The 26,489-nt window shown below is 59.5% G+C and carries 23 protein-coding genes; 16 read left to right on the top strand and 7 right to left on the bottom strand.

Going from position 1 to position 26,489, the window contains the following annotated elements; genetic code table 11:
* Window positions 1–6 precede the first annotated feature (6 nt).
* The 7 genes from DESLA_RS18250 (at window position 7) to pyk (ending at window position 7,881) form a co-directional block, all read left to right on the top strand.
* Window positions 7–1,563: a complex I subunit 5 family protein gene (locus DESLA_RS18250; protein ID WP_169732582.1), complete on the top strand. Its 1,557-nt coding sequence runs from the start codon at window positions 7–9 to the stop codon at window positions 1,561–1,563.
* The gene (locus DESLA_RS0102320; RefSeq protein WP_028571228.1) at window positions 1,560–3,071 is read left to right on the top strand and encodes a complex I subunit 5 family protein; all 1,512 of its coding nucleotides are present in this window, start codon (window positions 1,560–1,562) and stop codon (window positions 3,069–3,071) included. Before DESLA_RS18250 ends, DESLA_RS0102320 begins: the two co-directional genes overlap by 4 nt.
* A gap of 189 nt (window positions 3,072–3,260) precedes the next feature.
* A complete protein-coding gene (locus DESLA_RS0102325; RefSeq protein ID WP_035261251.1) occupies window positions 3,261–5,093 on the top strand; it encodes a complex I subunit 5 family protein in 1,833 nt (610 codons plus the stop codon).
* 9 nt (window positions 5,094–5,102) lie between these two features.
* Window positions 5,103–5,654 carry a Na+/H+ antiporter subunit E gene (locus DESLA_RS18255; protein WP_084031824.1) on the top strand — a complete coding sequence of 184 codons (552 nt, stop codon included), beginning with the start codon at window positions 5,103–5,105 and terminating at the stop codon, window positions 5,652–5,654.
* A 179-nt stretch (window positions 5,655–5,833) separates the two neighbouring features.
* Window positions 5,834–6,085 carry a type II toxin-antitoxin system Phd/YefM family antitoxin gene (locus DESLA_RS0102335; protein WP_028571230.1) on the top strand — a complete coding sequence of 84 codons (252 nt, stop codon included), beginning with the start codon at window positions 5,834–5,836 and terminating at the stop codon, window positions 6,083–6,085.
* A complete protein-coding gene (locus DESLA_RS0102340) occupies window positions 6,075–6,356 on the top strand; it encodes a type II toxin-antitoxin system RelE family toxin (protein WP_028571231.1) in 282 nt (93 codons plus the stop codon). The genes DESLA_RS0102335 and DESLA_RS0102340 overlap by 11 nt, the downstream gene beginning before the upstream one ends.
* 82 nt (window positions 6,357–6,438) lie before the next feature.
* Window positions 6,439–7,881, top strand: a complete 1,443-nt coding sequence (gene pyk / locus DESLA_RS0102345; RefSeq protein ID WP_028571232.1) for a pyruvate kinase — start codon at window positions 6,439–6,441, stop codon at window positions 7,879–7,881.
* Between the two features lie 32 nt (window positions 7,882–7,913).
* Here the strand turns inward: pyk and DESLA_RS0102350 are convergent, their stop codons facing one another.
* The gene (locus tag DESLA_RS0102350; RefSeq protein ID WP_028571233.1) at window positions 7,914–10,115 is read right to left on the bottom strand and encodes a bifunctional alpha,alpha-trehalose-phosphate synthase (UDP-forming)/trehalose-phosphatase; all 2,202 of its coding nucleotides are present in this window, start codon (window positions 10,113–10,115) and stop codon (window positions 7,914–7,916) included.
* Window positions 10,116–10,250: 135 nt separating this feature from the next.
* On the opposite strand from DESLA_RS0102350, the gene uxx1 reads away from it, so the two are divergent.
* A complete protein-coding gene (gene uxx1, locus DESLA_RS23535) occupies window positions 10,251–10,457 on the top strand; it encodes a UXX-star selenoprotein family 1 (RefSeq protein ID WP_492207358.1) in 207 nt (68 codons plus the stop codon).
* A gap of 94 nt (window positions 10,458–10,551) precedes the next feature.
* Here the strand turns inward: uxx1 and DESLA_RS0102360 are convergent, their stop codons facing one another.
* The gene (locus DESLA_RS0102360) at window positions 10,552–12,354 is read right to left on the bottom strand and encodes a hypothetical protein (protein ID WP_156932839.1); all 1,803 of its coding nucleotides are present in this window, start codon (window positions 12,352–12,354) and stop codon (window positions 10,552–10,554) included.
* A gap of 362 nt (window positions 12,355–12,716) precedes the next feature.
* On the opposite strand from DESLA_RS0102360, the gene DESLA_RS0102365 reads away from it, so the two are divergent.
* Window positions 12,717–13,622, top strand: coding sequence for a 50S ribosomal protein L11 methyltransferase (locus DESLA_RS0102365; protein ID WP_028571235.1), 906 nt, complete (start codon window positions 12,717–12,719; stop codon window positions 13,620–13,622).
* 65 nt (window positions 13,623–13,687) lie between these two features.
* On the opposite strand, the gene DESLA_RS21385 is transcribed toward DESLA_RS0102365, so the two are convergent.
* Window positions 13,688–15,844: a methyl-accepting chemotaxis protein gene (locus DESLA_RS21385; protein WP_051434306.1), complete on the bottom strand. Its 2,157-nt coding sequence runs from the start codon at window positions 15,842–15,844 to the stop codon at window positions 13,688–13,690.
* 437 nt (window positions 15,845–16,281) lie between these two features.
* On the opposite strand from DESLA_RS21385, the gene DESLA_RS0102375 reads away from it, so the two are divergent.
* The 7 genes from DESLA_RS0102375 (at window position 16,282) to DESLA_RS0102405 (ending at window position 22,892) form a co-directional block, all read left to right on the top strand.
* Window positions 16,282–17,439 carry an ABC transporter substrate-binding protein gene (locus DESLA_RS0102375; protein WP_051434307.1) on the top strand — a complete coding sequence of 386 codons (1,158 nt, stop codon included), beginning with the start codon at window positions 16,282–16,284 and terminating at the stop codon, window positions 17,437–17,439.
* An 85-nt stretch (window positions 17,440–17,524) separates the two neighbouring features.
* Complete coding sequence (locus DESLA_RS0102380; RefSeq protein ID WP_028571237.1) at window positions 17,525–18,448, top strand: branched-chain amino acid ABC transporter permease; 924 nt, start codon at window positions 17,525–17,527, stop codon at window positions 18,446–18,448.
* A 136-nt stretch (window positions 18,449–18,584) separates the two neighbouring features.
* Window positions 18,585–19,598 (top strand): branched-chain amino acid ABC transporter permease, encoded by a 1,014-nt coding sequence (locus tag DESLA_RS0102385; protein WP_028571238.1) that lies wholly within the window; start codon window positions 18,585–18,587, stop codon window positions 19,596–19,598.
* A 19-nt stretch (window positions 19,599–19,617) separates the two neighbouring features.
* On the top strand, window positions 19,618–20,385 hold the full coding sequence (locus tag DESLA_RS0102390; RefSeq protein ID WP_028571239.1) for an ABC transporter ATP-binding protein: 768 nt from the start codon (window positions 19,618–19,620) through the stop codon (window positions 20,383–20,385).
* On the top strand, window positions 20,382–21,107 hold the full coding sequence (locus tag DESLA_RS0102395) for an ABC transporter ATP-binding protein (RefSeq protein WP_028571240.1): 726 nt from the start codon (window positions 20,382–20,384) through the stop codon (window positions 21,105–21,107). Before DESLA_RS0102390 ends, DESLA_RS0102395 begins: the two co-directional genes overlap by 4 nt.
* 217 nt (window positions 21,108–21,324) lie before the next feature.
* Complete coding sequence (gene thrB / locus DESLA_RS18270; protein WP_028571241.1) at window positions 21,325–21,906, top strand: homoserine kinase; 582 nt, start codon at window positions 21,325–21,327, stop codon at window positions 21,904–21,906.
* The gene (locus DESLA_RS0102405) at window positions 21,903–22,892 is read left to right on the top strand and encodes a hypothetical protein (RefSeq protein ID WP_028571242.1); all 990 of its coding nucleotides are present in this window, start codon (window positions 21,903–21,905) and stop codon (window positions 22,890–22,892) included. Before thrB ends, DESLA_RS0102405 begins: the two co-directional genes overlap by 4 nt.
* A gap of 365 nt (window positions 22,893–23,257) precedes the next feature.
* Here the strand turns inward: DESLA_RS0102405 and DESLA_RS0102410 are convergent, their stop codons facing one another.
* The 4 genes from DESLA_RS0102410 to DESLA_RS0102425 form a co-directional block, all read right to left on the bottom strand.
* Complete coding sequence (locus tag DESLA_RS0102410) at window positions 23,258–23,641, bottom strand: SgcJ/EcaC family oxidoreductase (protein WP_028571243.1); 384 nt, start codon at window positions 23,639–23,641, stop codon at window positions 23,258–23,260.
* Window positions 23,642–23,726: 85 nt separating this feature from the next.
* Window positions 23,727–25,193, bottom strand: coding sequence for an SLC13 family permease (locus DESLA_RS0102415; RefSeq protein ID WP_028571244.1), 1,467 nt, complete (start codon window positions 25,191–25,193; stop codon window positions 23,727–23,729).
* A 49-nt stretch (window positions 25,194–25,242) separates the two neighbouring features.
* On the bottom strand, window positions 25,243–25,812 hold the full coding sequence (locus DESLA_RS0102420; protein ID WP_028571245.1) for a hypothetical protein: 570 nt from the start codon (window positions 25,810–25,812) through the stop codon (window positions 25,243–25,245).
* A gap of 25 nt (window positions 25,813–25,837) precedes the next feature.
* Window positions 25,838–26,227, bottom strand: coding sequence for a response regulator (locus DESLA_RS0102425; RefSeq protein ID WP_028571246.1), 390 nt, complete (start codon window positions 26,225–26,227; stop codon window positions 25,838–25,840).
* Window positions 26,228–26,489: the final 262 nt, after the last annotated feature.

Consider the following 26,489-nt stretch of genomic DNA (forward strand, 5'->3'; position numbering starts at 1 on the left):
GCGTGGATGATTCTGATTCCGTTCGTGGGCGGCGTGGCCTGCCTGCTGCTCCGGGGCCGGGCCGTGGCCTGGGCCGGACTGGCCGCCTCAGCGGTCACGGCCTGGACCTGTCTGCCGCTGCTGCGCCATGTCTGGCTCTTTGGCCCGGTCCGGATCGACCTGGGCGGGTGGGCCGCGCCCCTGGGCATCGGGCTGTACCTGGACGGCCTGGGGGCGATGTTCTTGTTGCTCACTGCTATCGTCGGCCTGCTGGTGGGCGTGTATGCCCTGGCTTTTTTCGGACGGGGACGGGAATACGCACGGATGGAGCCCTATTTCTGGCCCGTCTGGCTGGTGCTCTGGGGCGGGTTGAACGGCGTGTATCTCAGTGCGGACGTGTTCAACGCCTACGTGCTGTTGGAGATGGTCGGGCTGGGGGCCGTGGGATTGACCGTGCTTTCCGGGACCAACGACTCCCTGGTGGCCGGGCTGCGCTATCTCTTGGCGACCATGTTCGGGTCGTTGATCTATCTGCTGGGCGTGGCCCTGCTCTACGCCCAGACCGGTCAGTTGGACATCTTTCTGCTGGCCGAATCCGTGGACGGTTCGTTTCCCGTGCTGGTCGCCTTTGGGCTGATGACCGGCGGATTGCTGATCAAGGCCGCGTTGCTGCCGTTTCATTTCTGGCTGCCTCCGGCTCATGCCGGAGCTCCGGCCCCGGTCAGCGCCATCCTTTCCGGGATGGTGACCAAGGCGTCGTTTTTCCTGTTGTTGCGAATCTGGTTCGTGGTTTTTCCGGACGTCACGGCCCCGGTGGCGGGGCAGTTGCTGGGCGTCCTGGGGGCCGCGGCCGTGCTCTGGGGTTCCCTCCAGGCCGTGCGTCAGACCCGGTTGAAGCTTCTGGTGGCCTATTCCACGGTGGGCCAACTGGGGTATCTGTTTTTTGTTTTCGCCCTGCTCACGCCCTCGGGCGGGGCAGCCTGGAGCGAGGGCTGGGCGAGCATGGCCTGGACCGGCACGGTCTTCCATGTCTTTTCCCACGGGCTGGCCAAGGCGGCCCTGTTCATGGCCGCGGGCTGTCTGCTGCTGGCCATGGGCACGGACGAACTGGCGGCCATGCGGGACATCGCCGGGCGGTTGCCCGTGGTCACCTTCACGTTGGGCGTGGCGGGAGTGAGCCTGATGGGCCTGCCGCCCAGCGCCGGATTCGTGGCCAAGTGGATGCTGCTCAAGGCCTCCCTGGCCAGCGGGCAATGGTGGTGGGCCGTGGTCATCGCCCTGGGCGGCCTGCTCACCGCGGCCTATGTCTTTAAGATTCTTTCATTTACTTTTGTGCCGGTGGGCGGAGATGATTCAAACGCCGATACGGCTGCCGACGAACGTCAGGTCTCGAGGAATTCCGGCATTCCGGAGCTGGGTCCGGTTCCCGCGTTGATGACCCTGTCGGCCCTGATTCTGGCCGCGCTTTGCGTGCTGTTCGGATTCCGGGCCGAGGAAGTGATTGCTTTGCTGCTTCGAGACATGGGGCTCGAACCACCCTTTGATGCGGTGCTGATGGGAAATTTTGGCGGAGGCCGGCCATGACCATGACCTCCTGGCTGCCGTTGATCGTGTTGTGCAGCTCTTTGTTTACCGGGCTGATCATCTTTCTCCTGCCTGAGGAGCGTTCCGGGTGGCGGACGGCCCTGAACATGACCGGGGCCACTGTGAAGGTGGTCGGGGTTTTTGTCATGGCCTGGGGCGTGCTGGTCCAGGGGGCCGTGTACGAAGCGCGCTTCACCATGGGTCTGGGATTCGACTTCGTGCTGCACGTGGACCTGCTGTCCCTGGCCTTTGTCTCTCTGTCCAGCAATCTCTGGTTCCTGACAACCCTGTATGCCGTGGGTTATCTGAAAGGATCCCGGAACCGGAACCGTTTTTTCGGGTTCTTCAGCCTGTGCGTAACTGCGTCCACCGGCGTGGCCCTGGCCGGAAACCTGATCACGTTTTTCATCTTCTACGAGTTCCTGACCCTGGTCACCTATCCCTTGGTGGTCCACCAGGGCACGCCGCAAGCCCTGGCCGCCGGTCGGACGTATCTGTGGTACGCCATGAGCGCGGGGGCCGTGCTGTTTCTGGGCGTGGTCGGGCTTCAAACCTTGGCCGGTCCCTATGATTTCGTTTCCGGCGGGGTCCTGGGGAGCTTGGAGCACATCGGGCCGTGGGAGGCTCGGATCATCTTCGCCTTGCTGATCTGCGGGCTGGCCGTGAAGATCGCCTTCGTGCCCCTGCATGGCTGGCTGCCCGCGGCCATGGTCGCCCCGGCCCCGGTCAGCGCCTTGCTGCACGCCGTGGCCGTGGTCAAAGCCGGTGCTTTCGGCGTGCTCCGGGTGGTTCAGGACGTCTTCGGCAAGGACTTCGCGGCCCAGATCGGGGTGTTGGAGCCCTTGGCCGCCGTGGTGGTCGCCACGATCCTCTTCGGCTCCCTGCGGGCCTTGATGCAGAATGAACTGAAGCGCCGCCTGGCTTATTCCACGGTCAGCCAAGTGTCCTACATCGCCCTGGGCGCGGTGATCCTCGGCCCCCTGGCCACGGTGGGCGGGCTGGCCCATCTGGTTCATCAGGGGATCATGAAGATCACCCTGTTTTTCTGCGCCGGTATCTTCGCCCGATCCAGGAATATCCACCGCATCGACCAGATGGACGGCCTGGGCCGGACCATGCCCGTGACCATGGCCCTGTTCACCATCGCGGCCCTGGGCATGATCGGGGTTCCGCCGGTGGCCGGGTTTGTCAGCAAATGGTACCTGGCCCAGGGCGGCATCCAGGCCGGGCAGGATTGGGTGGTGGCGGTCCTGGTGCTCAGCAGCCTGCTCAACGCGGCCTATTTCCTGCCCATCCTGCACCGGGCCTGGTTTCGGCCCTGCGGAGGAGAGCCGGATCTTGGCGGCGAACAGGCCCGGTGCGGAATCTGGGAGGCGCCGTGGATGCTCCTGCTGCCCACTCTGGCCACGGCCTTTTTCTCCCTGGCCGCCGGGGTGTTCGCCGGATGGGAGTGGAGCCCCTTGGGCGTGGCGGAAATGATCACCATGGGTCGGGGGGCTTTTCCGTGAATCGCGGGATTCTTTTGTTTTCGGTTTCTCGATATATTCCGACTGAATCGAAATCGAAATCGAAATCGTTCTTGAACAAACCACGGAAGGATCGGCCATCCGCAAGGGCGGACACATAGGTCCGCCTCTACGTTACGACGACCTTCCGCATAGGGCCATCCTGGAAGGAAAGAGAGGCATCCAAACGAAATGATCTGGCTGATCGTCATCGGCTTTCCGCTGCTCTTCTGCTGCCTGCTCGGCCATGTCCGAACGCGAGGCCTGGCCGCCGGGCCGGGACTTTGGCTGGCGTCGTTGCCGGCCCTGGGGCTCGCTTTGGTCGGCGGAGGCGTGACGCCGGGCGTCTTTCCGGCCCTGTTTCTGGAAACCATACTGCATTTCGGGACCTATGGGCGAGTTTTTCTGCTTTTGGCCGCCGTGCTCTGGACCGCCGCCGGCCTGTTCGCCCGGTCAGCGGCGCAAGGCGGGTCCGACGGTCGGGATCGCTTTCGGTTCGCCTTCTTTTTCTTGGTTACCTTGAGCGGCAACATCGGGGTCTGCGTGGCCCAGGACCTGGCCTCGTTCTATGTCTTTTTCGCCATGATGAGTTTCGCCGCCTACGGGTTGATCATCCACGACCAGACGCCTAGGGCGCTCCATGCCGGGAAGATCTATCTGATCATGACCGTGATCGGCGAGGTGCTGCTGGCCGCGGCCTTTTTCTATGCCGGGATCATCGCGGACAGCCTGCTGTTCACGGACGCTGCCCAGGCCCTGGCAAGCACGGAGGCCGGATGGAACCGAAACACCCTGGTCTTCTCCCTGGCCCTGGTCGGGTTCGGGATCAAGGCCGGGGTGATCGGGCTGCATATCTGGCTGCCCCTGGCCCATCCGGCGGCACCCACCGCGGCCAGCGCGGTGCTCAGCGGGGTGATGATCAAGATCGGCCTGCTGGGCTGGCTGCAACTGTTTCCGCTTTTTGCAGGGCCGGCGGCCTGGGGGATGGTGATGGCCTGGCTGGGATTGTCCGGCGCGGTCTATGCCGCCGCGGTCGGGTTTACCCGGCATGACCCAAAGACCATCCTGGCCTATTCCAGCGTCAGTCAGATGGGGCTGATGACCATGGCCGTGGGCTTCGCCCTGGCCGTTCAAAGCCAGGACGGCGGAACGTCTCCGGAGGATGCCCTCCTGTCGGCGGGAATGTTGCTGTTCGTGCTGGTCCACGGCCTGGCCAAGGGCGCGCTGTTTCTCGGCGTCGGCGTGGCCAAGGCGACGCAATGGGGGACGGCCCGGGCGCGGTGGCTCCTGGCCGGCTTGGCCGCTGCCGGGCTGGTCCTGGCCGGAGCGCCGTTCACCGGCGGAGCCCTGGTCAAGCAGTCCCTGAAATCCGGAGCCGAGCAGTTGTCACCGGTCTGGAGCGGTATTTTCAGCGCCGTGCTGCCCCTGACCGCCGTGGGCACGACCTTGCTGATGGCCGTGTTCTTTTGGCGGGTCCGGCGAAGCATGGCCGCGGGAGTTGACCGTTCTCAAGTACACGGCGAAGCCGCACAGGAATTGAAGAGCGCGAAGGCGAGCCGGGGTATGGTTTTGGCCTGGGGCGGTCTGTTGGTCCTGGTGCTTGGGGTGGTTCCTTTGGCGTCTCTTATGGTGCCTGAATCGTTCAATGCATTGAATGGCCTTGCCGGAAAAGGCTGGAAAGGCCTCTGGGACGGATTGTGGCCCATTGTCCTGGGATTGGTGGCCGCTGGACTGTTGCTCAGCCTGAACCAGGGGGGCGGTGAACGCAAAGGGGTGGACGATCTGGTTCTGGAAGTTGTGGAACGGAACGCGACCAGGCTGCATGCCCGGTGGCTGGGCAGCCCGTACTGTGATCCGGCCTGCGGGACCATTGATTTCGTGGCCTGGTCGGACCGGATTCTGCAAAGCCGGTGGATGCAGACCGTTCCGGATCGGATCGAGCGGCGGCTGCTGTACTGGCATACCGTGGGCGTGTTGTTCGTCGGGTTTGTATTGGTTTTTCTGGTCTTGACCTGGTTGGGGTAGGTGGCGGCCATGGCGGAATCGAGAATCGAGTCCAGGGATAATTCTTCTGAATCGGCCCGGAGTCCCGAGTGGAGTCTTCCCCGCCCGGGCGGCATCTTGGCCCGGATATTGGGATTCAGCCTGCTCTGGTGGATTCTGACCGAAGGCGGATCACTCCTTTCCATCCTGGGGCTGCTCGGGGTCGGACTGGCCGTGCTGGCCAGCTTTCGGTTGTTGCCGCCAAGGTCCTGGCCCCTGCGGCCTTTGGCCGTGGTCCGTTTTTTGCCGTACTTTCTGTGGCAGTCCCTGCTTGGCGGCCTGGACGTGGCCTCGCGGGCCATGCGGCTTCGGGTGGACCTGACGCCCACCGTGATCACTCACGTCTTTGCTCAGGAATCCGAGTCGGTCCGGGTGCTCTTCCTCTGGGTGGTCAGCCTCCTGCCCGGCACGGCCGCCGTGGACCTGCAAGGCGACAAAGCCCGGATCCACGTCCTGGACCAACGTCTCGCGGACTCCGCGACCTTACGGGAGCTGGAACGGAGGATCGCGGGGATGTTTCAGGGCGGCGGATACGTCGGCTGATCCGGAATGGACGCGTAACTCTTCGGGAAAGGCAACGGTCTGTTGCAGGGCATATATATTTTAAAATTCAGTTAGTTATCTTTCCATGGCGCCATGGCTGCAAGTCGGGCATCAGCTTGACGAGACCTTTTTTTAGGTCTTATTGGAGAGTTTCAGCTAATAATTGCAGGAGACATCTCATGCCGACAAATCTCGTTCTCGTGGACACTACGGCCAGCATATCCGATCTCAAGAAAAATCCCATGAAGACCGTGGAGGCGGGAGACGGCTTTCCCGTGGCGATTTTGAACCGGAACAAACCGGCCTTTTACTGTGTTCCGTCCAGGGCCTACGAGGCCCTCATGGACAGGCTGGAAGACCTGGAGTTGAACGCATTGGCCGATGCCCGCAAGGATCAGCCGGAAGTGGAAGTCAGTCTCGATGAATTATAAGCTGCGATTCAAGGAGCAAGCCTTGAAGGAATGGCAAAAGCTGAGTGAACATCTCCGAGAACAATTCAAACGTAAGCTCCAGGAAAGACTGCGCAACCCACATATTCCAGCTTCTCGTTTGTCCGGAAGCGCGAACCGATATAAGATCAAGCTGAAAAGTGCGGGATATCGCCTGGTCTACGAAGTCCGTGACGCGACGCTCGTGATTGTGGTCATCGCAGTGGGGAAGCGTGAGCGTGGTTCTGTTTACAAGACGGCGGCGAAGCGCTGAAGCGTGGCTTATCGGGTGATCCATGGTAACTTCCGAAAACCCGCTGTTTGCTTAATTCATATCCAACTCAGGAGACAACCGCATGAAAACAAAAGTCGTGGTCACGGTAGGGCCGGCAATCGATTCGGAGGACATGCTGCGCCAAATGATCGAGCAAGGGGTGCGCATCTTTCGGTTGAATTTTTCCCATGGCGACCGGTCCTATTTTGAAACGATCATTGCCCGGTTGAAGAAACTGGAGACCGGGATGGACGTTGCTCTGAGTCTGTTGCAGGACCTTTCGGGGCCGAAAATCCGGATCGGTGAAATCGCGGACGCTCCCTGGGACGTGCATAAGGATGATTTACTGTACATGGGTCTGCCGGGTGGGCAAAAAGATATGGAGGCCGTCGGCCAGAGCATCAAAGGATTGCGCTGGGTGGATCTGGATCAGCCGAATATGCTGGAAGTCCTGGAGAGGGGGGATACGGTGACCCTCAGCGACGGCGGCTTGCAGTTCCAGGTCGTGGAAAAGCCCGACGCCCGGACGGTTCTGCTCAAGGCGCTCAACGCGGGTTTGTTGTCGTCCAAAAAGGGCGTGGCCTTTCCCGGCAAGGTCAGCCCATTGCCGGCATTCACGCCCAAGGATCGCCAGGACCTGGCCTATGGCCTGGAGTTGGGGGTGAACGTGGTGGCCTTGTCCTTTGTTCAGGACGCTCAGGACATCCGCTCTCTGATCAACGAGATGGAGCGCCTCGGCCACCGGGTTCCGGTGATCGCCAAGCTGGAGCGGCGCAACGCCGTGGAGAATCTTCAGGAGATTCTGGAATTGGTGGACGGGATCATGGTCGCCCGGGGCGACCTGGGGCTGGAGTGCCCCCTGGCCACCCTGCCGGGCTTGCAAAAAGAGATCATCAAAGCCTGCAACCAGGCCGGCAAGCCGGTGATCGTGGCCACCCAGATGCTGCTGTCCATGGTGGACAATCCCGTGCCGACCCGGGCCGAGATCACGGACGTGGCCAACGCCATTCACGACGGGACGGACTGCGTGATGCTCTCCGAGGAGACCGCCATCGGCAACCATTCCCTGGGAGCGGTGCGGACCATGCGGGAGATCGGCCTGGAGGCCGAGCGCTTCGGCGCGAAACATTATCGGGGGCCGAAAGCGCCCAAGGATCAATCCGATCCGGCCTGGTTCCTGGCCTATGCCGCCTGCTTACTGGCGGAAAAAGCCCAGGTTCGCGCTCTGGTGGCCCACAGCATTTCCGGGGCCACGATCCGTCATCTCAGCGCTTGTCGCCCGGAACAGCCCATCCACGCCCTCTGCCCGGACTACCCGGCGCGTCAGTTCCTGAATTTCTCCAAAGGCGTCCTGCCGCACTCCATCAAGGAACAACTTTCGGATCACCTGGACCGAACCGAGTACTTCGTGGACAGCAACCCGGATTTCTTCGCCACCGGCGAGGCCGTGGTCATCACCGCCGGCCAGCCCAAACCCCGCCAGGACCGCGTGGCCACGAACCTGGTCAAGATTTACGTGAAGTGAGGGATTCAGGTGCGACTGTGCCTTGTAGCTGATCACAACGTAAAGTTCTTCAGCAGCACCCCGGCACCTCGCGGATTGCGGATATTGTAGGTGGCGTGGGACAGGTCGTGGCCGACACGGAGGGTTACGGCATGGTCCGGTAGGGTTTTGAACATTTCCTCGTCGCTTTCCGCATCGCCCATGGCCAGGATGAAGTCCCACTGTCGCTTGGAGCTGAAGTGCATGGCGGCCACGGCCTTGCTGATTCCGGCGCTGCGCACTTCGACCACCATGGGGCTTTGCAGGATCTGAATGCCCACGTTGGAGGCCAGTCCTCGCAGGGTTTCAGCCAGTTCCCGGGCCCGTTGCGCACCGAGGTTGCGATCTGCCTGGCGATAGTGCCAGGCCATGGAAAAGTCCTTGTCCTCGACAAAGGTACCCGGCACCCGTGAGCTGAAACGCTCCAGGATCGGGCGGATCTGATCCTTCCATTCGTTGAGCAGGGGGCGGATCATTCGCCACTGGCCGTCGGTCTCCCGAACCCAGACCCCGTGTTCGGCCACCAGGGCCACGGGCAGGCCGTCCAGACAGCGCTCCAGGTTGTGCCTGTCCCGGCCGCTGAAGATGGCCACCTGGGTCTCGGGCAGGGCGGCCAGGGTTTGGAGAGTGGCCCGGATTTCCTCCGAAGGGCAGGCCATGGACGGCGCGTCGTGAAAGGGTACCAGGGTGCCGTCGTAGTCCAGCAGCAGCAGGCGGCTTGAGGCGGACTTGCATTGGCGCACCATCTCCCCGGCTGCGTCGGCGCTGATGAACGTGGACTCCATTTGTTCCTGTTCAGCCTTGACGTGCAGCAGGGAATTCATGAAGTCCTCGGCCCAATGGTTGACGTCAAAGCGCTCCAACCGGTTTTTGAGCAGGGTCATGATCCGGCGCTGCTCCTCTTCCGGCGTTTCCAGGGCCTTGTGAATGGCTTCGGCGAGGTCCGTCAGGCTGTTGGGGTTGACGATCAGGGTCTCTCCCAGTTCGATGGCCGCTCCGGCGGTCTCGCTGAGCACCAGTACCCCCAGGTCGTCGGTCTTGGCCGCGATGTACTCCTTGGCGATCAAATTCATTCCGTCGCGCAGCGGAGTGACCAGGGCCACGTCGCTGATGTCGTAGAGCATGGTCAGTTCGCGCAGCGGGTAGGTGGTGTACTGGTAGATGAGCGGGGACCAGGACAGCTTGCCGAACCGGCCGTTGATCGCCCCCACCAACTCGTCGATCTGCTTCTTCATCTCCTGGTACTTGCCCACCCCGGTACGGGACGGGACCACCACCAACATCAGGACGACCCGCTCATGCCACTCCGGGTACAGTTCCAGAAATTTCTCGTACCCCCGCAGCCGGTTGGCGATGCCCTTGCTGTAGTCCAGACGGTCGATGGAAAGCATGATCTTGGTTGATCCCAGAGAATCGCGCAGTTCGCGTTTTTCATCCTGGGTGCGCTGGTCCCGGGCGGCCTGGGCGAATTTGTGGTAGTCGATGCCCATGGGAAACGTGTCCACCTTGACCAGCCGGTCCCCGACCATGATCTTGCCCAGATGGTGCTCCAAACCCAGAATGGCCGAGACGCTGCGCAGGAAATGCTGGGAATAGTCATAAGTATGAAAGCCGATCAGATCCGAGCCCAAGAGACCTTGCAGCAGACGGGTGCGCCAGGTGCTGGGCAGGAGGCGGAAGATTTCATAGGATGGGAAAGGAATGTGCAGGAAAAAGCCGCTGGTCACGTCCGGTCTATGGGAACGGATCATCTCCGGCAGGAGCATGATCTGGTAATCATGCACCCAGACCACGTCGTCCGGTTCCAGTTCGGACTCCACGGCTTGACGGAAGATGTCGTTGACCTGGACGTAGCTGTCCCAGGACGCCTCATCGAATTCGACATAGGACGGAAAATAGTGGAACAGGGGCCAGAGGGTGGAGTTGCAGAACCCGAGGTAGAAGCTGTCCATCTGGTCCGGGGTCACGTTGACCGGACATATCCGGAACTTGCCCATGATCCGGGAGGAGAAGTCGAATCGGCTCGGGTCGTCCAGATACATCCCCGGCCAGCCGATCCACAGCGGGTCGCCGCTGAACGGTGAATTTTGGTTCAGGGAGTCCAGGTAGGAATTCAACCCCGTGGCCAGTCCGCCCACGGATTCCTTGGCGATGATTCTGCCGTCCTCCTCCACCAGATTGATGGGCAGTCGATTGGATACGATGACGAGACGCATTCTTGCTCCTTGCAGTCCATATCAGGTTCAGGCCGGAGCCTTCCGGCTCCGCTCAACGGTCGACTATCAGGTTGACTCAGGAAAGCGGTGAATGTCAAACATCACCTTGATCTCTGACACTTCAAAACAAGGAGGATGACCATGAGCCAGACGATCATCTACGGAAAGCAGGGCTGACCCTATACCACCAACGCCCGTGAGGCGAATCCCGGCCATGTTTATTATGACGTGAAGATGGATGCCGGCCGGATGGAAGAAATGCTGAAGCTCAGCCAGGGGCGGCGCAAGGTGCCCGTTATCGTGGCCGACGGAAAGGTGACCGTGGGCTTTGGGGGAACCTGAGGCGTCTAGACCTTCGGCGGTCGCCGAAGAATATTGGCCCGGTACCTGGCGCGATCCGTGAGCCGGGTACCGTTTTTTTTCGTTTTTTCGATCATTAATCCCTGCGTCTGAGCAACGCGGCGAAAATTATCCGGCTCAGCTCATGACAGCCTAGGTCTTTGATTGGCCACCAATTCAGCTTTCCGGAGTTGGATCGGACGGCTTCGGCCTGGAATTGGAGTCCGGCGCGCAAGGCGTTCTGGCCCTGACGCAAAGTGACCAGTCGAAATGACAGAAGGATGTCGCCGTTGTTCTGCTTGCCCGAAGGCATGTGCAAGTGAAGCAGGCCGGAAGGAGAGTTCCCAGCGGAGTGTACCGCTTCGAGCTTTGCTCGAAAATTGTCCGTATTGACCGCGAGACACGCGCCACCCGCGGAAATGTCTTCCAGCCAGATTCTCGCGGAAGGTTCCGAGGTAATAGCCACGGGCTCTCCTGGCTCGGAAAGTGCCGCCATGGATTTCGGAAGCTTATGGACTTCAAGGTGAATATTGACGGATTGTATCGATAACAGGTCAGCGGTCATGCGAGGAAATTTTCGGTCTAGGGGAAAGAGATCGTCGATGGGTTCAATTACCAAGGCGGCGACGTTTTTCGATACTGGTTTGACGTGCCGGAGCCTGCATGTACAGGCGTAGAAACGCAGATCTTGGAGCTTATGAGGGATGGAGAATCTGAGAATCAGAGCTTCTTCAGTGGCTGCCTCGCATCGGCCTTGCACCGATCCTTCCACAGTGAGAATCAGGTACTGATCCTTCAGTTCCTTCATCCGGCAAGTAAGCCCAGGGCGCGTGAGGCCTGATTCCGGTAAGAATTCCAGTGACACTGGTGTGTTTTGTGGGATCCTTTCCAGAATCAGACGGCTGTGATATGTTTGCGGTTGGCCGCTTGTTTGATCTTCATTGGAAAGTAGGCCGGCACGAAGTCGATTTCGTCCGCTACGTTCTTTCTGGAGCAGGTGGGCTCGCAGTTTGCTCCGCCAATAGGTTAGGGCCAACGACTCTACGAAATCAGTCTGCATGAGCCTTTCGTGTCTATAGTGGCTGCCAGGGGATTTTGCAGTATTCCCCTTGATAAAAGCAGCTCGAAAGTATTCGACCTGTTCCTGAACGGAACCGTTTTTTACTTTGGATAAATTATTTTGTGGGTTTGTCTTCCATAAATCACAAAAATAGTCATGCAAGGAAAAAAAGAGAGTGGCAGCACCGGAGACCACCATGACATGGGTATGAAGTGGGTCGGAGCATATTGCTTCCTGAAAGCGCAAAAAATTATCTGGGATTCTACTTGTTCTCTGTTTGGCTCGGAGCAGCTCAAGGCAAGCATCGCGATGGGCGTTGCCCCCGAAGTTTTCCAGGCAAAAAGTTCCGGCCATGGCCAACCTGCGACGCAGAGGCATGGTCATGAAGTCGGAACGTCTTTGAAAAAACGGGTTGTCTTCCCTGAAGACGTATTCTTTTCCGGCAAGAAACCTGAAAAACGAATTCTCATTCAATACTGAACGCCGCTGGCCGAAAACTTGCCAGGTTTCGTCGGGGGGGGCCGCCTGAAGATGGTCGTAGTCAAGCCACAAGACCATGCTGTCCAGGATGTCGTGCCAGACTTCGGAGTGGTTGAGATAGGATTTCAGGGGTTCCTTGCAGCCGTCGCTTCGGAAGGTGTTCACCAGCCAGTCGGGCAGAGGCTTGAGGGTGGCGTGCCGGTCCGCTGGGCAGCCGGAAAGGATCTGTTGCAGTAAACGTTCAAGGCTTTGAACGAAGTCGAGTCCGTCGGCACCTTTTCCGAGTCGCCACCCTCGATTTATGAGTTGATTGAGAAGGTTGCCCACGAAATGTTCATGGGGGATGGTTGTGGAGATCATTGATTGATTGTGCCGACCGATTTAAGCAAAGGGTTTTGTGCGTCGCGTTTCTAAATGTAATTGTCGAGGTTCGAAAGCGAAGGCCGCCATGGCACCCCCGTTCGTTTTATGAGGGAAGGTCCGAATCAATATATTGGAATACTTCGCGAAAATTCGTAGACGAGCCTTTCGCTCTCCGTTTCTGTTGTTCATCTTTTCGATAGTATTGCAGGTTTTGCGATAATTGAAAATACCAATGGCACGGATAAGGCAAGTCTTTATTTTTAGTTTTCTTTAATATCATGATATGTTTGAAAAAGTGTGACGTTGGGGCTGAGTTGTGAAGAACGTTGACCATGTATTTACGATGGAACAAGAGAGCCATGAAACTATCGCGAATAGAGTTGCTGGTGGTGGAAGAGGATGAGGATCGGTTTGCCGGGTTTCTGGCGCAACGGGTGTCCTGGGGGTGGGAGGTGGATTATCCGGAGTCCGGGCGGGTTCGGTTTGTGATCTATTGTGAAACCGAGGACCAGACGAAGGCAACGGGCCGTGATTCGGACCCGGCTCAGGAGTTCCCGCGCGGCGTGGCCAGTGAACTCCTGCGGGACGTTCGGCGGGAGTGGCCGGGCGTGGTCTGTTCCGAGTCCACGTATGAGGACCAGGACTGGAGTGAATCCTGGAAAGAGTTCTTCATTCCCGTGCGGGTTGAGGACACGTTCCTGGTGCTGCCGCCCTGGCTGAAGTCGGAGGGCGAGGCTTCGGGGCTGATCCCCTTGCTCATCGAGCCGAAAATGGCCTTTGGCACCGGGCATCACGCCACCACGGCCCTTTGTCTGAAGGCCATCGCCATGTTGTGGAGGGAAGAGGCCGTTTCCGGGAATACCGGGTTTCTGGACCTGGGAACCGGCTCGGGCATTCTGGCCCTGGCCTGCGCCAAGCTCGGGATGACCGGTCTGGCCCTGGACATCGATCCCGTGGCCGTGGCCAACGCATTGGAAAACATGGCTCTGAACGACGTTTCCCAAGGAGTGGCCATCCGCAAGGGCGGGCTGGAGATACTTGATCCGGACCGGCGCTTCGGGCTGATTTTGGCCAATATCCTGGCCGGTCCATTGGTGCATATGGCGCCGACCCTGGCTCGACGCCTGGAGTCCGGGGCGGGCATGGTCCTGTCCGGTATTCTTCGGGAGCAGGCCGAGCGGGTGGAAAACGCCTATCGCGACCAAGGGCTGGCCACCCCACGAAGGCTGACGGAGGGTGAATGGGTCGCGCTGATCTGGGCATGAACGGCAAGGGCCTCACGTCGTCTCCGACGTGAGGCCTTTGCTTTTATCGCCATTATCGACTGCTGCTATCCGACGCGCTTCAATTCCTCCACAAGGCTGTCCAGTTCCCCCAGGCCGGCGTTCAGATCCTTGATAGCCCTGGATGTCGACTGCATGGCTTCGGCGTTATCCGTGGAAATGCGGTCAATTTCCTCCACTGAGCGGGTGATCTGCTCGCTGGCCGCGGATTGTTGTTCCGCCGCGGTGGCGATGGAGCGGACCTGGTCCGAGGTGGATTCGGCCAGATTGACGATTTCCCGCAGCTCCTTGCCGGACTTGGCGGCCAACTGGGTGGCGCCTTTGACCGACTCCACGGTCTGGTCCACGCTGGCCGCATTGTCCCGGACCTCCACCTGGATGGCGGAGATGTAGTCGCCGACCTCCTTGGTGGCGGTCATGGTCTTCTCGGCCAGTTTGCGGACTTCGTCGGCCACCACGGCGAAGCCGCGTCCGGCGTCTCCGGCCCGGGCCGCCTCGATGGCCGCGTTCAGGGCCAACAAGTTGGTCTGGTCCGCGATGTCGTCGATGACGGTCATGATCCGACCGATGCCCTCGGCCTTTTCTCCCAGGCTGGTGATCTTCTTTTTCAGATCCAGGGCGTTGCGCTGCACGTCGGCAATGGCCTTGACCGCGTTTTGAACGATGTCCGCGCCGGATTGCGCCTTGATCCTGGCCTGATCCGAGCCTTCGGCCGCATGGGAGGCGTTTTTGGCCACTTCCAGCACCGTGGCGTTCATCTGTTCCGTGGACGTGGCTGTTTCCCCGGTGCGCATCTTCTGCTGCTCGGATCCCTGCCTTGCGGTATCCACATGTCTGGACATCTCCTGGGCCGAAGCGGCGATTTGGGCCACGACCTGGTCGATGCGCTCCGCGGCCTGAAGCATGCCGTCCCGGCGGGCCCGCTCAGCTTCCTTGCGGGCTTCCTCGGCGTCCTGGGTGCAGACGTTGGCCCGGTCCACGGCTTCGGCCGCTTCCTTGGTTTTTTGTTCGGCCTCGATGATTTTATCCCGCAGGTTGCCGACCATGGTATTCATGGCAATGCCCAGTTCTTCCATTTCGTCACGGGAGGCGAGGTTGACGCGGGTTTCCAGATCGCCGGCACCGACTTTTTGGGCAAAGCCGAGCAGTTGCTTCATGGGCTTGAGAATCGCGGCCCACACCGTGGCCTGGCCCACCACGGCGAAGACCAGAAGAATGACCCCGATCAACCCGATCAACAACCAGGTGATGTGGCGAATCAGTTCCTGCTCTTTGGAAATGTCCAGAACGTAAACCATCACCCCGATTTGTCGTCCGCCGTAATCTTCCAGCGGGAAAGCCGTCAGGGAGAAGTTGTCATGGATGGCCACGGAGAGTTGTGATTTGGCCTGGCCGAGCAGGGCTGGGGTGATCAGGCTGTTCACCGCCGGATCGTCTGCCCCGGAGACCTGTACGTACTGATTTCCGATTAACGGATGCTTTTGAGCGTCCTGCAGGCGCTGGGCGATGTGCAACAAGTCCGAATTCATGAACAGAAGCAGGTGCTGTCCTTCCCCAGCGGCCGCGGTCCGCAGGATTGGTTCGAATTCCACCAGCATCTCCACGCTGCCCAGGTGTTCGCCCCGGGTGGAGGTCAGGGGCAAGACGCTACGGATGTCGAAGCCTCCGACGCCGACCTCAAGACCCTGCACCATGCGCCGTTCCCGGTTGGCTTCCATGACGGTTTGGCGAAAGCCGGAGATATCGTCGGAAATGTCGATCCATTCGCCGTCACGCCGGAAGTTGTGGTCCCGCCACAAACGCACCAAGCTTCTCCCGTTGGGCAGGTGAAAGTGGAGTTTCAGTCGGTCATCCATCACTGCCTCGTAGCCTTGCAGGGTGTGGAGCAATTCGTTGCGTAACATCTGGCGGGCCTGCCGGAGCATGGGGTCGGCCTCGTCGTCAATGTTTCCGGAAAGGGCGATCTGATAGGCCCGTTGGACCGCCTGCAATCTGGTGAACAGCGCCGTCAATTCCTGGGCTTTCATGCTCGCCATATCCATGGCCGCCTCAATCTCAGCCACCTTGCCCAGGCCGATCTGGGTGACGAATTCGTTGCTCAGACGTTTCAGATTGGAGTCCGTTACGAAATACATGACCGCGCCCAGCATGAGCAGGGCGATGAACAAGGGGATGAATACTTTTTCACGGAGCTTGATGCGCACGGAAAACTCTCCTGTTGTGGCGGGGATTATGGGAGTGATCAAAGATGCGACGGCGACAACCGCTGTCTGAGACGTCACGTTCTTGTGAAAGCCGAAAGTTGACTAAATTGTAATGATTTGATTGGATTTGCTGAAATATCGAGGTTGACGGCTCACAAGCTTGTTTTTTTCATAAGACTGCTCGAGGCTTTGCCAAGAAAACAAATTGAGGTCAAGCAATCGCCACTCTTGTTCATGTTTTCACGAAGATCATGTGAAGCCGAGGGATGCCCGGATGGGCAGAATTGTAAAATTTGGTCAAAATAATAGGCACCACCTCTTTTGTTTTGTTGAAACTTCGTCTAAGTCCTCCTTCATCCCATGGTAGTGGGTCCGTTAACCATTTATTCAGGAGGCGAGCGATGTCTTTACGGCGAGTAAGTATTCTTTTTTCGGTAATGATTCTTGGATGTTTCTTTGTTTTGGGAGGGCAGGGCGAGTACTCCCGGGCCGATGCGTCCGATCCCATCACCCTCGGGTTCGTCATCCCGCTGACCGGGGACATTCCCAAGGTCGGGGAATCCTCCCGCTATGCCGCTGAAATGCTGCGTGAGGAGATCATGGCCCAGGGCGGCCTGGAAATCGGCGGAGTCAAGCATGAACTGCGCTTCATCTACGAGGACAACGAATCCAAACCGGAGTCCGCGGTCATGACCATGCTCAAGCTGATCGACCGGGACCGCGTTCTGGCCATTGTCGGCCCGCAGTCCAGCAAGCAGGCCGTGCCCGCCGGGCAGGTGGCCAACGACAACCGCACTCCGATGATCTCTCCCTGGTCCACCAATCCTGATGCGACATTGAATCGTCCCTGGGTCTTCCGAGCTGCGTTCCTGGATCCGTTTCAGGCTCCCGTGGCCGTGGATTTTGCCATGAAGCAGTTTAATGCCGACAAGGCAGCCGTGCTTTTTGCTCTGGCGAATGATTACAGCAAAGGACTGGCCGAATTTTTTCGGGATGATTTTGAATCGAAAAATGGCAAAGGCTCCGTTGTGGCCTTTGAATCCTACGGCGACCGGGATCAAGACTTCAGCGCCCAGCTGACCAAGATCCTCGCGGCCCAGCCGGACTTCATCTTCCTGCCCAACAACTACAACGAAGTGGCCTTGATCGTGCGCCAGGCCAGCGACCTGGGCTGGACCGGCCCGTTCATGGGCGCCGACGCTTGGGGCTCCGCCGAGCTGATGACCCTGTGCGGCGACCTGTGCAAAGGCCACTATTTCTCCACCCACTACGCCGCTGCCGGGGCCACCGGGGCCACCAAGGATTTCATCGAGAAGTACCAGGCCAAGTACGGCTACACGCCGGACGACGTGGCCGCCCTGACCTGGGATGCGACACGTCTGGTCCTTGAAGCCATCCAATCCACCGGCGGTTTGACCGGCAACCTGCGCAACGACCGGGCCGCCATCCGTGACGCCATGGCCGCCATCGAAGAGTTCGACGGCATTACCGGCTCCATGCGTTTCGACGACGAAGGCGACCCCATCAAGTGCGCCGTGGTGGTCAAAATCAACGACGCCGGCGAATTCGAATTCACCGAGTCCGTTTGTCCGTAACCTGATCTAATAATCACTGATCCGGGACGGACGTTCAACGTCCGTCCCGGATCAGCTTCCAACCTTTTCTTCCCGAGGGCTTGTCGTGGAATCACTGTTTCAGAACATCATGAACGCCTTGCAGTGGGGCAGCTTCTACTCCCTGATCGCCCTGGGCTATTGCCTGGTCTACGGGGTGCTGCGCCTGATCAACTTCGCCCATGGCGACATCTTCATGGTCGGCGCGTTCATCGCCTACTTTGCGGCCACTTTTTTGATGGGCACGTACACGGACTTTTCCTTCGGCCTTTCCAATCCCATGGTGCTGCTCCTGACCATTCCCATCACCATGATTCTCACGGCCGGGGTGGGCGTGACCATCGAGCGGGTGGCCTACCGCCCGTTGCGCAACAAGGGGGCGCACCGGCTGTACGTGGTGATCACGGCCCTGATGTGCGGCCTGATTCTCCAGCACGCCAACCTGGCCGTGCTGGGCGCCAGCCGGCGCAGCTTTCCGGATTTGGTGGAGCGCAGCGTGTACACCATCGGCGGGGTCACGTTCACCAATCTGCGCGTGGCCACCATTCTTGCCGCGTTTTTGGTCTTCGCCATGCTCTACACCATCATCTCCAAAACGCGGATCGGCATGGCCATGCGGGCCATTTCCTATGATCGCTTCGCCATTCCGCTGATGGGCATTCCCGTGGCCACCATCGTGGTGATCACCTTTATTCTCGGCTCGTCCCTGGCCGGGCTGGCCGGACTGCTCTATTCCATGTCCTATCCGGTCCTGGAACCGTACATGGGCGCGATGATCGGCTGGAAGGCCTTTATCGCCGCGGTTGTCGGCGGGATCGGGGACATCCGGGGGGCCTTCGTGGGCGGCTTTCTGCTCGGCTTTTTGGAAATCATGGTCGTGGCTTTTTTCCCGTCCACCTTCCGGGACCTCATCGCCTTCAGCATCCTGCTGCTGATCCTGTCCATCAAACCCACGGGCATCTTCGGCATGGCCCAGACGACGAAGATCTAGGGCGGTTCAAGGGTTCAACGGTTCACGGTTGTTGCAACCTGAACTGAACGTGGCCTCTTGTTTTTTTCTGATCAACCGCTGAACCGCTGAACCGTGAACCCCTGAACCTCTTATCCTGCACAGGCGGACCGAATCCATGCAGCGTTTTACCGTCCCCATATTGCTGGCCGCGCTTTTTGCCGGGCTGATCGGCATGAGCCAGGGCGGCATGATCGATCTTTACATCCAGTCCGTGATCATGTTCATGGGCATCAATATCATCCTTTCCTCCAGCCTGAACATCGTCAACGGCTACATGGGCGAGTTCTCCTGCGGGCACGCCGGGTTCATGGCCGTGGGAGCGTATGTTTCCTCCCTGCTTTCGGTCTGGCTGCTCACCGACGACCGGGTTTTCGGACCGGCGGTGCTGTCCCCGGAGCTGGCCCTGATCATCTTTCCCCTGTGTCTGCTGGGCGGCGCCGTGGCCGCGGCCCTGGCCGGGCTGCTGGTGGCCATTCCCTCGTTCAAGACACGGGACGACTACCTGGCCATCATCACCATCGCTTCCCTGTACATCATCAAGAGCACCATCGAGAACATCAGCGCCATTGGCGGCCCTCGTGGGTTCATGGGCATGCGTTCCGTGGTGGTGTTCATGGAGGACGTGATCGAGCTGCCCTGGATGATGATCTGGATATTCATCTGCACCGTCTTCACCGTCTGGATCATCCGGCGCTTCGTCTCCTCCACCTACGGCAAGGGGATCATCGCCATCCGTCAGGACGAGGTGGCCGCGGAGATCATGAGCGTGAACACCAACAAGATGAAGGTGGTGGCGTTCATGCTTTCCTCCGGCCTGGCCGGTCTGGCCGGAGGGCTGTTCGCCCACGTCCTGGGCTACGTGAACCCCGGAGCCTTCGGAATCCTGAAGACCACGGAAATCATGGTCATGGTCTATCTGGGCGGCATGGGCTCCCTTACCGGATCGGTGCTTTCCGCCGTGTTGTTCACGCTGCTGATGGAGGCCATGCGGCCCTTGCAGATCATCAAATGGGTGATCGTGCCCCTGATGCTGATCATTTTGATGCACTTCCGGCCCGAAGGGATCATGGGCAACCGGGAGCTGTCCGATATTTTTCCGCGCCTGCGCCGCTGGTTTCAGTTCAAGTAGGGTGGGAGGAGAGCGATAAATGGCCTTGCTGGAAATTCAATCCGTGACCCAGGTTTTTGGCGGCTTGTGCGCCTTGTCCGACTTCAACCTGCGCTTTGACGGCGGCGAGCTGAACGGTCTGATCGGCCCCAACGGCGCGGGCAAGACCACGGTCTTCAATCTGGTCAGCGGCTTTTACAAGCCCACCCAGGGAAACATTCTGTTCAAGGGCACGGACACCCGACGTCTCAAGCCGCACAAGATCACGGCCCTGGGCGTGGCCCGAACCTTTCAGAACATCCGGCTCTGGCACGACATGACCGTGCTGGACAACATCCGTCTGGCCCGGCACCAGACCCTGGGCTACAATCTGGTGGACGCCCTGGTCCGGACCCGTCGCTATCAACGGGCCGAGGCGGATATCGAGCACAGCGCCCATGAAATACTGGAAGCCCTGCGCCTGGACCGCCATGCCCAGGAGTGTCCCCGAAACCTGCCCTATGGATTGCAGCGACGGGTGGAGATCGCCCGGGCCCTGGCGGGCAAGCCGTCCCTGCTGCTTTTGGACGAACCGGCGGCAGGGTTGAACTCCACGGACATCGAAGGCCTGATTGAACTGATCCGCTGGATTCACAAGGAGTTCAAGCTGACCATCTGGATGATCGAGCACCAGATGGACGTGGTCATGAGCCTGTGCACCTGGATCAAGGTGATCGACTTCGGCGCGACCATTGCCGAAGGCACGCCCGACCAGATTCAGAACAATCCCGACGTGATCAAAGCCTATCTGGGAGATGGAGCGCTGTGATGCTTTCAGTGGATAACCTCAAGGTCAAATACGGTAATATTCAGGCCCTGCACGGAATCAGCTTTCATGTGGATCAGGGCGAGGTGGTCACCCTGATCGGGGCCAACGGCGCGGGGAAATCCACCACCCTGATGTCCATCGCCCGCCTGACCCCGCCGGAGGCCCCCCGGGTCACGGAAGGGGACATCCGTTTTCAAGGGCAAAGCCTGTTGAAAATCCAGGCCCACGATGTGGTGGCCAACCTGAAGATCGCCCTCTGCCCGGAAGGGCGGCATATTTTCGGCAACCTGACGGTCATGGAGAACCTGCAACTGGCCACGTATTCCCGGAAGCCCGGCGAGAATCTGGAACAGGAATACCAACAGATTTTCGACCTGTTTCCCCGGTTGCATGAACGCCGCCACCAGCGTAGCGAATCACTGAGCGGCGGCGAACAGCAGATGCTGGCCGTGAGTCGGGCCCTGATGACCGGATGCAGGTTTCTGATGCTGGACGAGCCGTCCATGGGCCTGGCCCCGCTGTTGATGTACGACATGTTCCGGGCCCTGAAACGCCTGAACCAGAACGGCATGACCATTCTGCTTGTGGAGCAGAACGCCCGCCTGGCCCTCCAGTTCGCCCACCGGGCCTACGTCCTGGATACCGGCGAGATTCGCGTCTCCGGCCCCTGCTCCGAACTCATGGACCACCCGGAGATCAAGAAGGCCTATCTCGGCGGGTAGTCCTGGGCAGATTTGTTCTCGACCCTCAACCATTATCTGATATCGGTATCGAAATCGAAATCGAAATCGAAATCGTGATCGAAATCGATCTCTGACAAAAATGCTTCACATTTCGATACCAACAGTTTTCTGATGCCAATTCCGATTTCGATCGCGATTTCGATTTCGACCTCGATTGTGATCTGACTTCCAGTGTGATCTGACTTCCAGCTTCCCCATGCCCATCCCTTATCCCGACCTCCGCAAAACCTCTCCAGACCTCGCCCCGCGGACCGTGCCCTGCGTCAGTCTGATCGGCATGGCCGGGGCCGGGAAGAGCACCCTGGGCCGGGCCCTGGCCCAGGATTTGGGTTGGGCGCTGGTGGATACGGATCGGCTGATGGAGGCGCACTGGGGCGCTCCCTTGCAGACATTGCTGGACCGGTTCGGCCTGGATGGCTTTTTGCGGGCCGAAGAAGACGTGGTGGCGAAGCTCTGGCTGTGGCGGACCGTGGTGGCCACCGGCGGGAGCGTGGTCTACGGACCCAGAGCTGTAGGGCGCTTGCGGGAACTGGGGCCGGTGGTTTATCTGCGGGTCGGGGTGGGCACGGTCTGTGATCGGGTCCGGGATGCCCGGGGCCGGGGCCTGGCCAGACGGCCGGGACAAAGCCTGGAACAGCTTTATGCCGAGCGCGAACCGCTCTACCAGGCCGCCGCGGACCTGGCCCTGGACATGGACGATTGCTCCATTAGCAACGCTCTGGAACGACTTCGTCCGTGGCTGCAAGACCAACTGAAAAAAACATCGGGACAAACATGAAGCAAAAAAGAGGACCCATTGCTCTGGGCGCACCGGATCGTGGAAGCGTGATTATTTCCTGGATGCCGGTGATTTTGTCCGTGATCGCGGCTCTGGCCTTGAGTCTGGAATACTGGCTGATGGAGACCGGGCGGGGTGGGTTGTGCCCCACTGCGGGATGCGCCGTGGTCGGGACCTTCGTCAAATTCGGCGAAAAGGCCTTTATCGGCTTGGGAGTGATCTTTTTCTGGCTTCTGGCCGGCGCTTTTTTTCTGGCCCGGCAATGGGACAAGAACTGGCTTTGGCTGCTCATCGCCATCATCTTGACCGCCGGCTTGGCGTTCGACGGTGGCATCCTGGGCTTCCAGCGTTTCGGGATCCAGGAAGCCTGTGTGCTTTGTTATGCCGTGGGCGTGGCCCTGTTGCTGATTCTGCTGGCCTACGGAGTAGCCCGGAAGTCCCTGGCCGCCGTGGTCATGGGATTGGCCGTTTGGACCGCGGCCTTCGCTTCCCAGGCAATGTTCCTGTTCCCCGAGCGAACCCCGGACCTGCGGGAGACCGTCCTGGTCACCCACCGCGCGGACACCTCCACCTATCCCCAACTCTATTACTTTTTCAGTCTGCACTGCCCTTTCTGCACCCATGTCCTGGCCAGTCTGGCCACGCATCCCCCGGTCAGCGGCGAATGGAACCTCGTGCCCCTGGATACCCAGCCCGAGGACCAGCGCAAGCTCACGGCCCTTCTGGGCCTGCCGGAAACCGCCGACAACCCGTTCCAAGCCATTCTCCTGGTGGAGCAATCGGCCGCTCCGGACATCGCTATTCAGCCCCAGGTCGCCGATGCCGCGCGCAAGGGAGGCACGTTCCTGCGCAACAGCGGCTTTCGCGGCGTCCCTCTGCTGATCATCCAGGAATCCCCCACCAAACGCGTCGTCCTCCAGGGCCGCGACCCCATCCTGAACTACCTGCTGGAAAAGCGGATTATTCCGTTTCGGCTGTTTTTCTAAAGAATTTCGGTATCTACTCAGCACATTTTGTGTCCGCCCTTGCTCCGGCAATCGGAGTCGGGGTCGCTATCGGAATCGGAATCGGAATCGGAACAGGAAAAATTATGAACGCTTCCCAGCGTTTTCGATCCCGATAGCGAAGCGCCGATCCCGACTCCGACCCCGGCAACGGTATTACTCTATGCTGAATAGTTATGAATTCCGGTCTTCTGGGCCAGGATTCTTTAGCTTGTCGTATAGGCTATTACGGGGCAAAGCTGGCGAGTTCTTCCTGCTTCTGTACCGCAGCTGCGAGTGCCGCTCTTGGCACTCCTCACCTGACTTGCACGGCCCCGCTCTCGCGGGGCCGTTTTTTTAAGCTTTTCTTACTTTTCCGGCATGGCCGAGGAGTGGTGCTCCACGATCAGCCAGTGGTCGCCGAACCACTGGTAGACGTAGGTGAACCGGGCGGCCACGGAGAAGGGCTCCTGGCCGTCGGGGCTGAAGGTGAAGGTGTACACCCCGGAGTTGATGGCAATGTCGCCGTAGACCCGGATGTTGCTTTCATTGATCACGCCGCTGGGCTTCTTGGCCAGGAAGTGGACGAAGTAGTCCCGGATTTCGGCGTGGTTGTGGCGGACCTGGTTGGACACCGTGGGCAGCAGGATGCCGTTGAAGGCGTACATGGCCACCACGTTGTCCGGGTTGCCGCTCTGGACGGCCTGGTTCCACTTGTCGAACAGGGCGCTGATTTCTTCCTTGCACTTCATGTTTGGATTCTCCTTGTTTGTATGGTTGGCCTCCCGGCCCGGGTTGCGGGCCGGGAGGATTGGGGTGATGTCGGCCTCAGCCGGATCAATCCAGAAGGATCGGCATGCCCAACAGCGGCCAGATCAACAGCACGGCCAGACCCACCAAGCCCATGAGCATGATGGAGGCCGGAATGCCGTAGGCGAAGAATTCACCGCTGGTGAACTGCTTGGAGTTGTAGGCAATGGCGTTGGGCGCCGCGCCGACCAGGAGCAGGAAGGGCATGCCCGCGGTGACCAGGCAGGCGAAGACGATGACTTCCGGAGCCACGCCCAGGTAGGGGGCGACCACCAGGGACACCGGGATGGAGATGGCGATGGCCGCCACGTTCATGATGAAGTTGGTCATCAGCATGACGAAGAAGGCGATGGCCATGACGAAGACGAACCAGTGGGCCTCGGTGAAAAAGCCCAGCCAGTTGATGGCCAGCCATTCAGCGGCTCCGGTCTGCCAGAGGCAGAAGCCCATGCTCATGGCTCCGGCGAAGAGCAGGATGATGTTCCACGGAACGTCTTCCAGGTCCTTGATGTCCAGGATTCGCAAGATGAAAAAGAGAATCGTGGAGACCAGGAGCACCGCTGCCTTGTTGAAGGGAGCCAGGGCCGGGATGAAGGACTGCAGGGACAGGAACAGGATTACGCCGAAAATGATGACCGAGGCCACGATCTCGTTGCGGGTGATCGGCCCCATATCTGCGCTGAGTTGACGGGCCTTGTCCCGCAGTCCGGGGATGACGTCTTTTTCCGGCTTGAGGAAGATCATGAAAAAGCCCCAAAGCAGAAAAACCATCAACCAGCCGATGGGGAACATGTAGTAGGTCAGCTCGAAGAAGGAGATGCTCTTTCCAGTAATTTCCTCGTAAAATCCCAGGGCGACAATACCCCGGGCCGCGCCGAGCAGGGTGACGATGCTGCCGGCCCCGGCCACGAAGGCCATGCCGATGAACAGCCCCTTGCCGAATTTGGTGGGCCGGTCGCCCTCGCCGTACAATGCGTAAATGGACAGCAGCAGCGGGTACATGGTGGCGGCCACCGCGGTGTGGGCCATGACGTGGGTCAGCAGGGCCGTGACCACGAAACAGCCGAGATAGATCATGGACGTGCGCTCACCCACGATGATCAGCATTTTGTAGGCCAGCCGCTTGGTGATGCCCACCTTGGTGAACACCGCGCCGATGATCAGGGAGCCGAAGATGAACAGGACCGAGGGGTCCATGAAGTCCTTGAAGGCGTCCTGGGCCGGTCGGATGAAGAACAGGGCCTGGACCACGCCGATGGTCAGCCCGGTGACGCCGATGGGCAAGACCTCGAACACCCACCAAGTTCCGGCCAGCAGGAACAGGGCCAAGGCGGCCTTGCCCTGCGGCGACAAGACGAAGGATTTGCCCATGGGGTCTACTGCGTCGGGCCATGGTGGCGAATAATAGACGACCGTAAACAGGAACAGGCCGAGAAAGAGAAAAAACAGCCGTTTGAAATCAATTTTGGATGGGGTTGCTTGTGCAGCGCTCACGCCTCGTCCTCCTTAAATGTTTTCGGGAATTGTAGTGGTGAAAGGGTCGTTACGCTTTGGAAGGCTTGAGGCCGCAAGATTGTACCACCTTGCAGATGGCCGTGTAGACGTCGGAAAAGCGCAGCAAGCCGGTGATGTTCTCTTCCTCCATGACGAACAGGGAGTCGTGCCCGGTGGTGACGAAAAGGTGAAAGGCGCTGTCCATGCGGTCCGTCAGTTTTACTGAATGAAGGGCCCCCGGCTTGCTGACCAGGCGTTCGGCCTTGATTTCCCCGGCTTTGTGGCACAGGTCGCTCAGGGGTTCCTGCCAGAGCATGTAGTCCCGCTTCATGGATTCCACGATCTGCGGCAGGCCGTAGCGGATGTCGTCCTTGAAGCTGTCGATCTTGTCGTATTGCGGCTCCAGGCCGCGGACCACGTCCTTGGGCGAAATCTTGCCCACGACGGCCCCGCTCTGGTCCTCCACCAGCAGGATGCGCTGTTTGCCCGAGCCGGCCAGAAATTCTTCATTGGCTTTTTCCAGAGCCAGCATGACCTCGTAAAAATAGGCTTGATCGGAAATCCGTGGAAATTGATCCACGGGACGCATAAGTTCGCGAATTGTCAACGTCGTGTCCACGAGATGTCCTCCTGTTGCATCCCCATCAGCTTTTCGGTTCGTGCGGGGATATGGTTTGCGGTTTGGTTTCAGCCAGTTTGATCTTGGTACACAGCAAGTCAATGTCGCAGGGCGCCAGAATGTCGTCAAAGGCTCCCATTTTCATGCCTTCAATGGAGTACTGCAAACAATCCGGGGTGGTCATCAGGATAACGTTGGTCAACGGACTGGCGGAGCGGATGGCGCGCAACATCTCCAGACCCTTCTGGCCCACTCCGCTCAGGCCGAGCAGAATGACGCGAAATGTTCGTTCCTTGAGCAGGTGCAAAACGTCGTCCAGATTCTCGCCGGTATAGACCGTAAAGTCGCGCTGGCGGAGATGATGGACCAGGTTGTCCCGAAAGAGCTGGTCGGACTCGACGACAAGTAGGGGCATCGGTTCTCCATCGGCCGGATCGCCTTCAGGGACGGGTCTGAAACAGTTTGTTCAAAAAAGCACATGCCAATGGAGATTTCCATCGACCAGGCTTGTCCTTGGTCATGGCGTTGAGGCGTTTCATTTTGTTTCGCCTTGAGAAGCCCTGCTGAATTGCCACGTCAACGCTAGTCTCATTTCGAGACATTCCCCGATAGTTTTTTTTTTCACGTAAATCAAGATGGCTTGAAAGAGTCGAAACCGCGGGAAGGCGACCGACTGT

This window comes from Desulfonatronum lacustre DSM 10312 (assembly GCF_000519265.1).
GTDB classification, from domain to species: Bacteria; Desulfobacterota; Desulfovibrionia; order Desulfovibrionales; family Desulfonatronaceae; genus Desulfonatronum; species Desulfonatronum lacustre.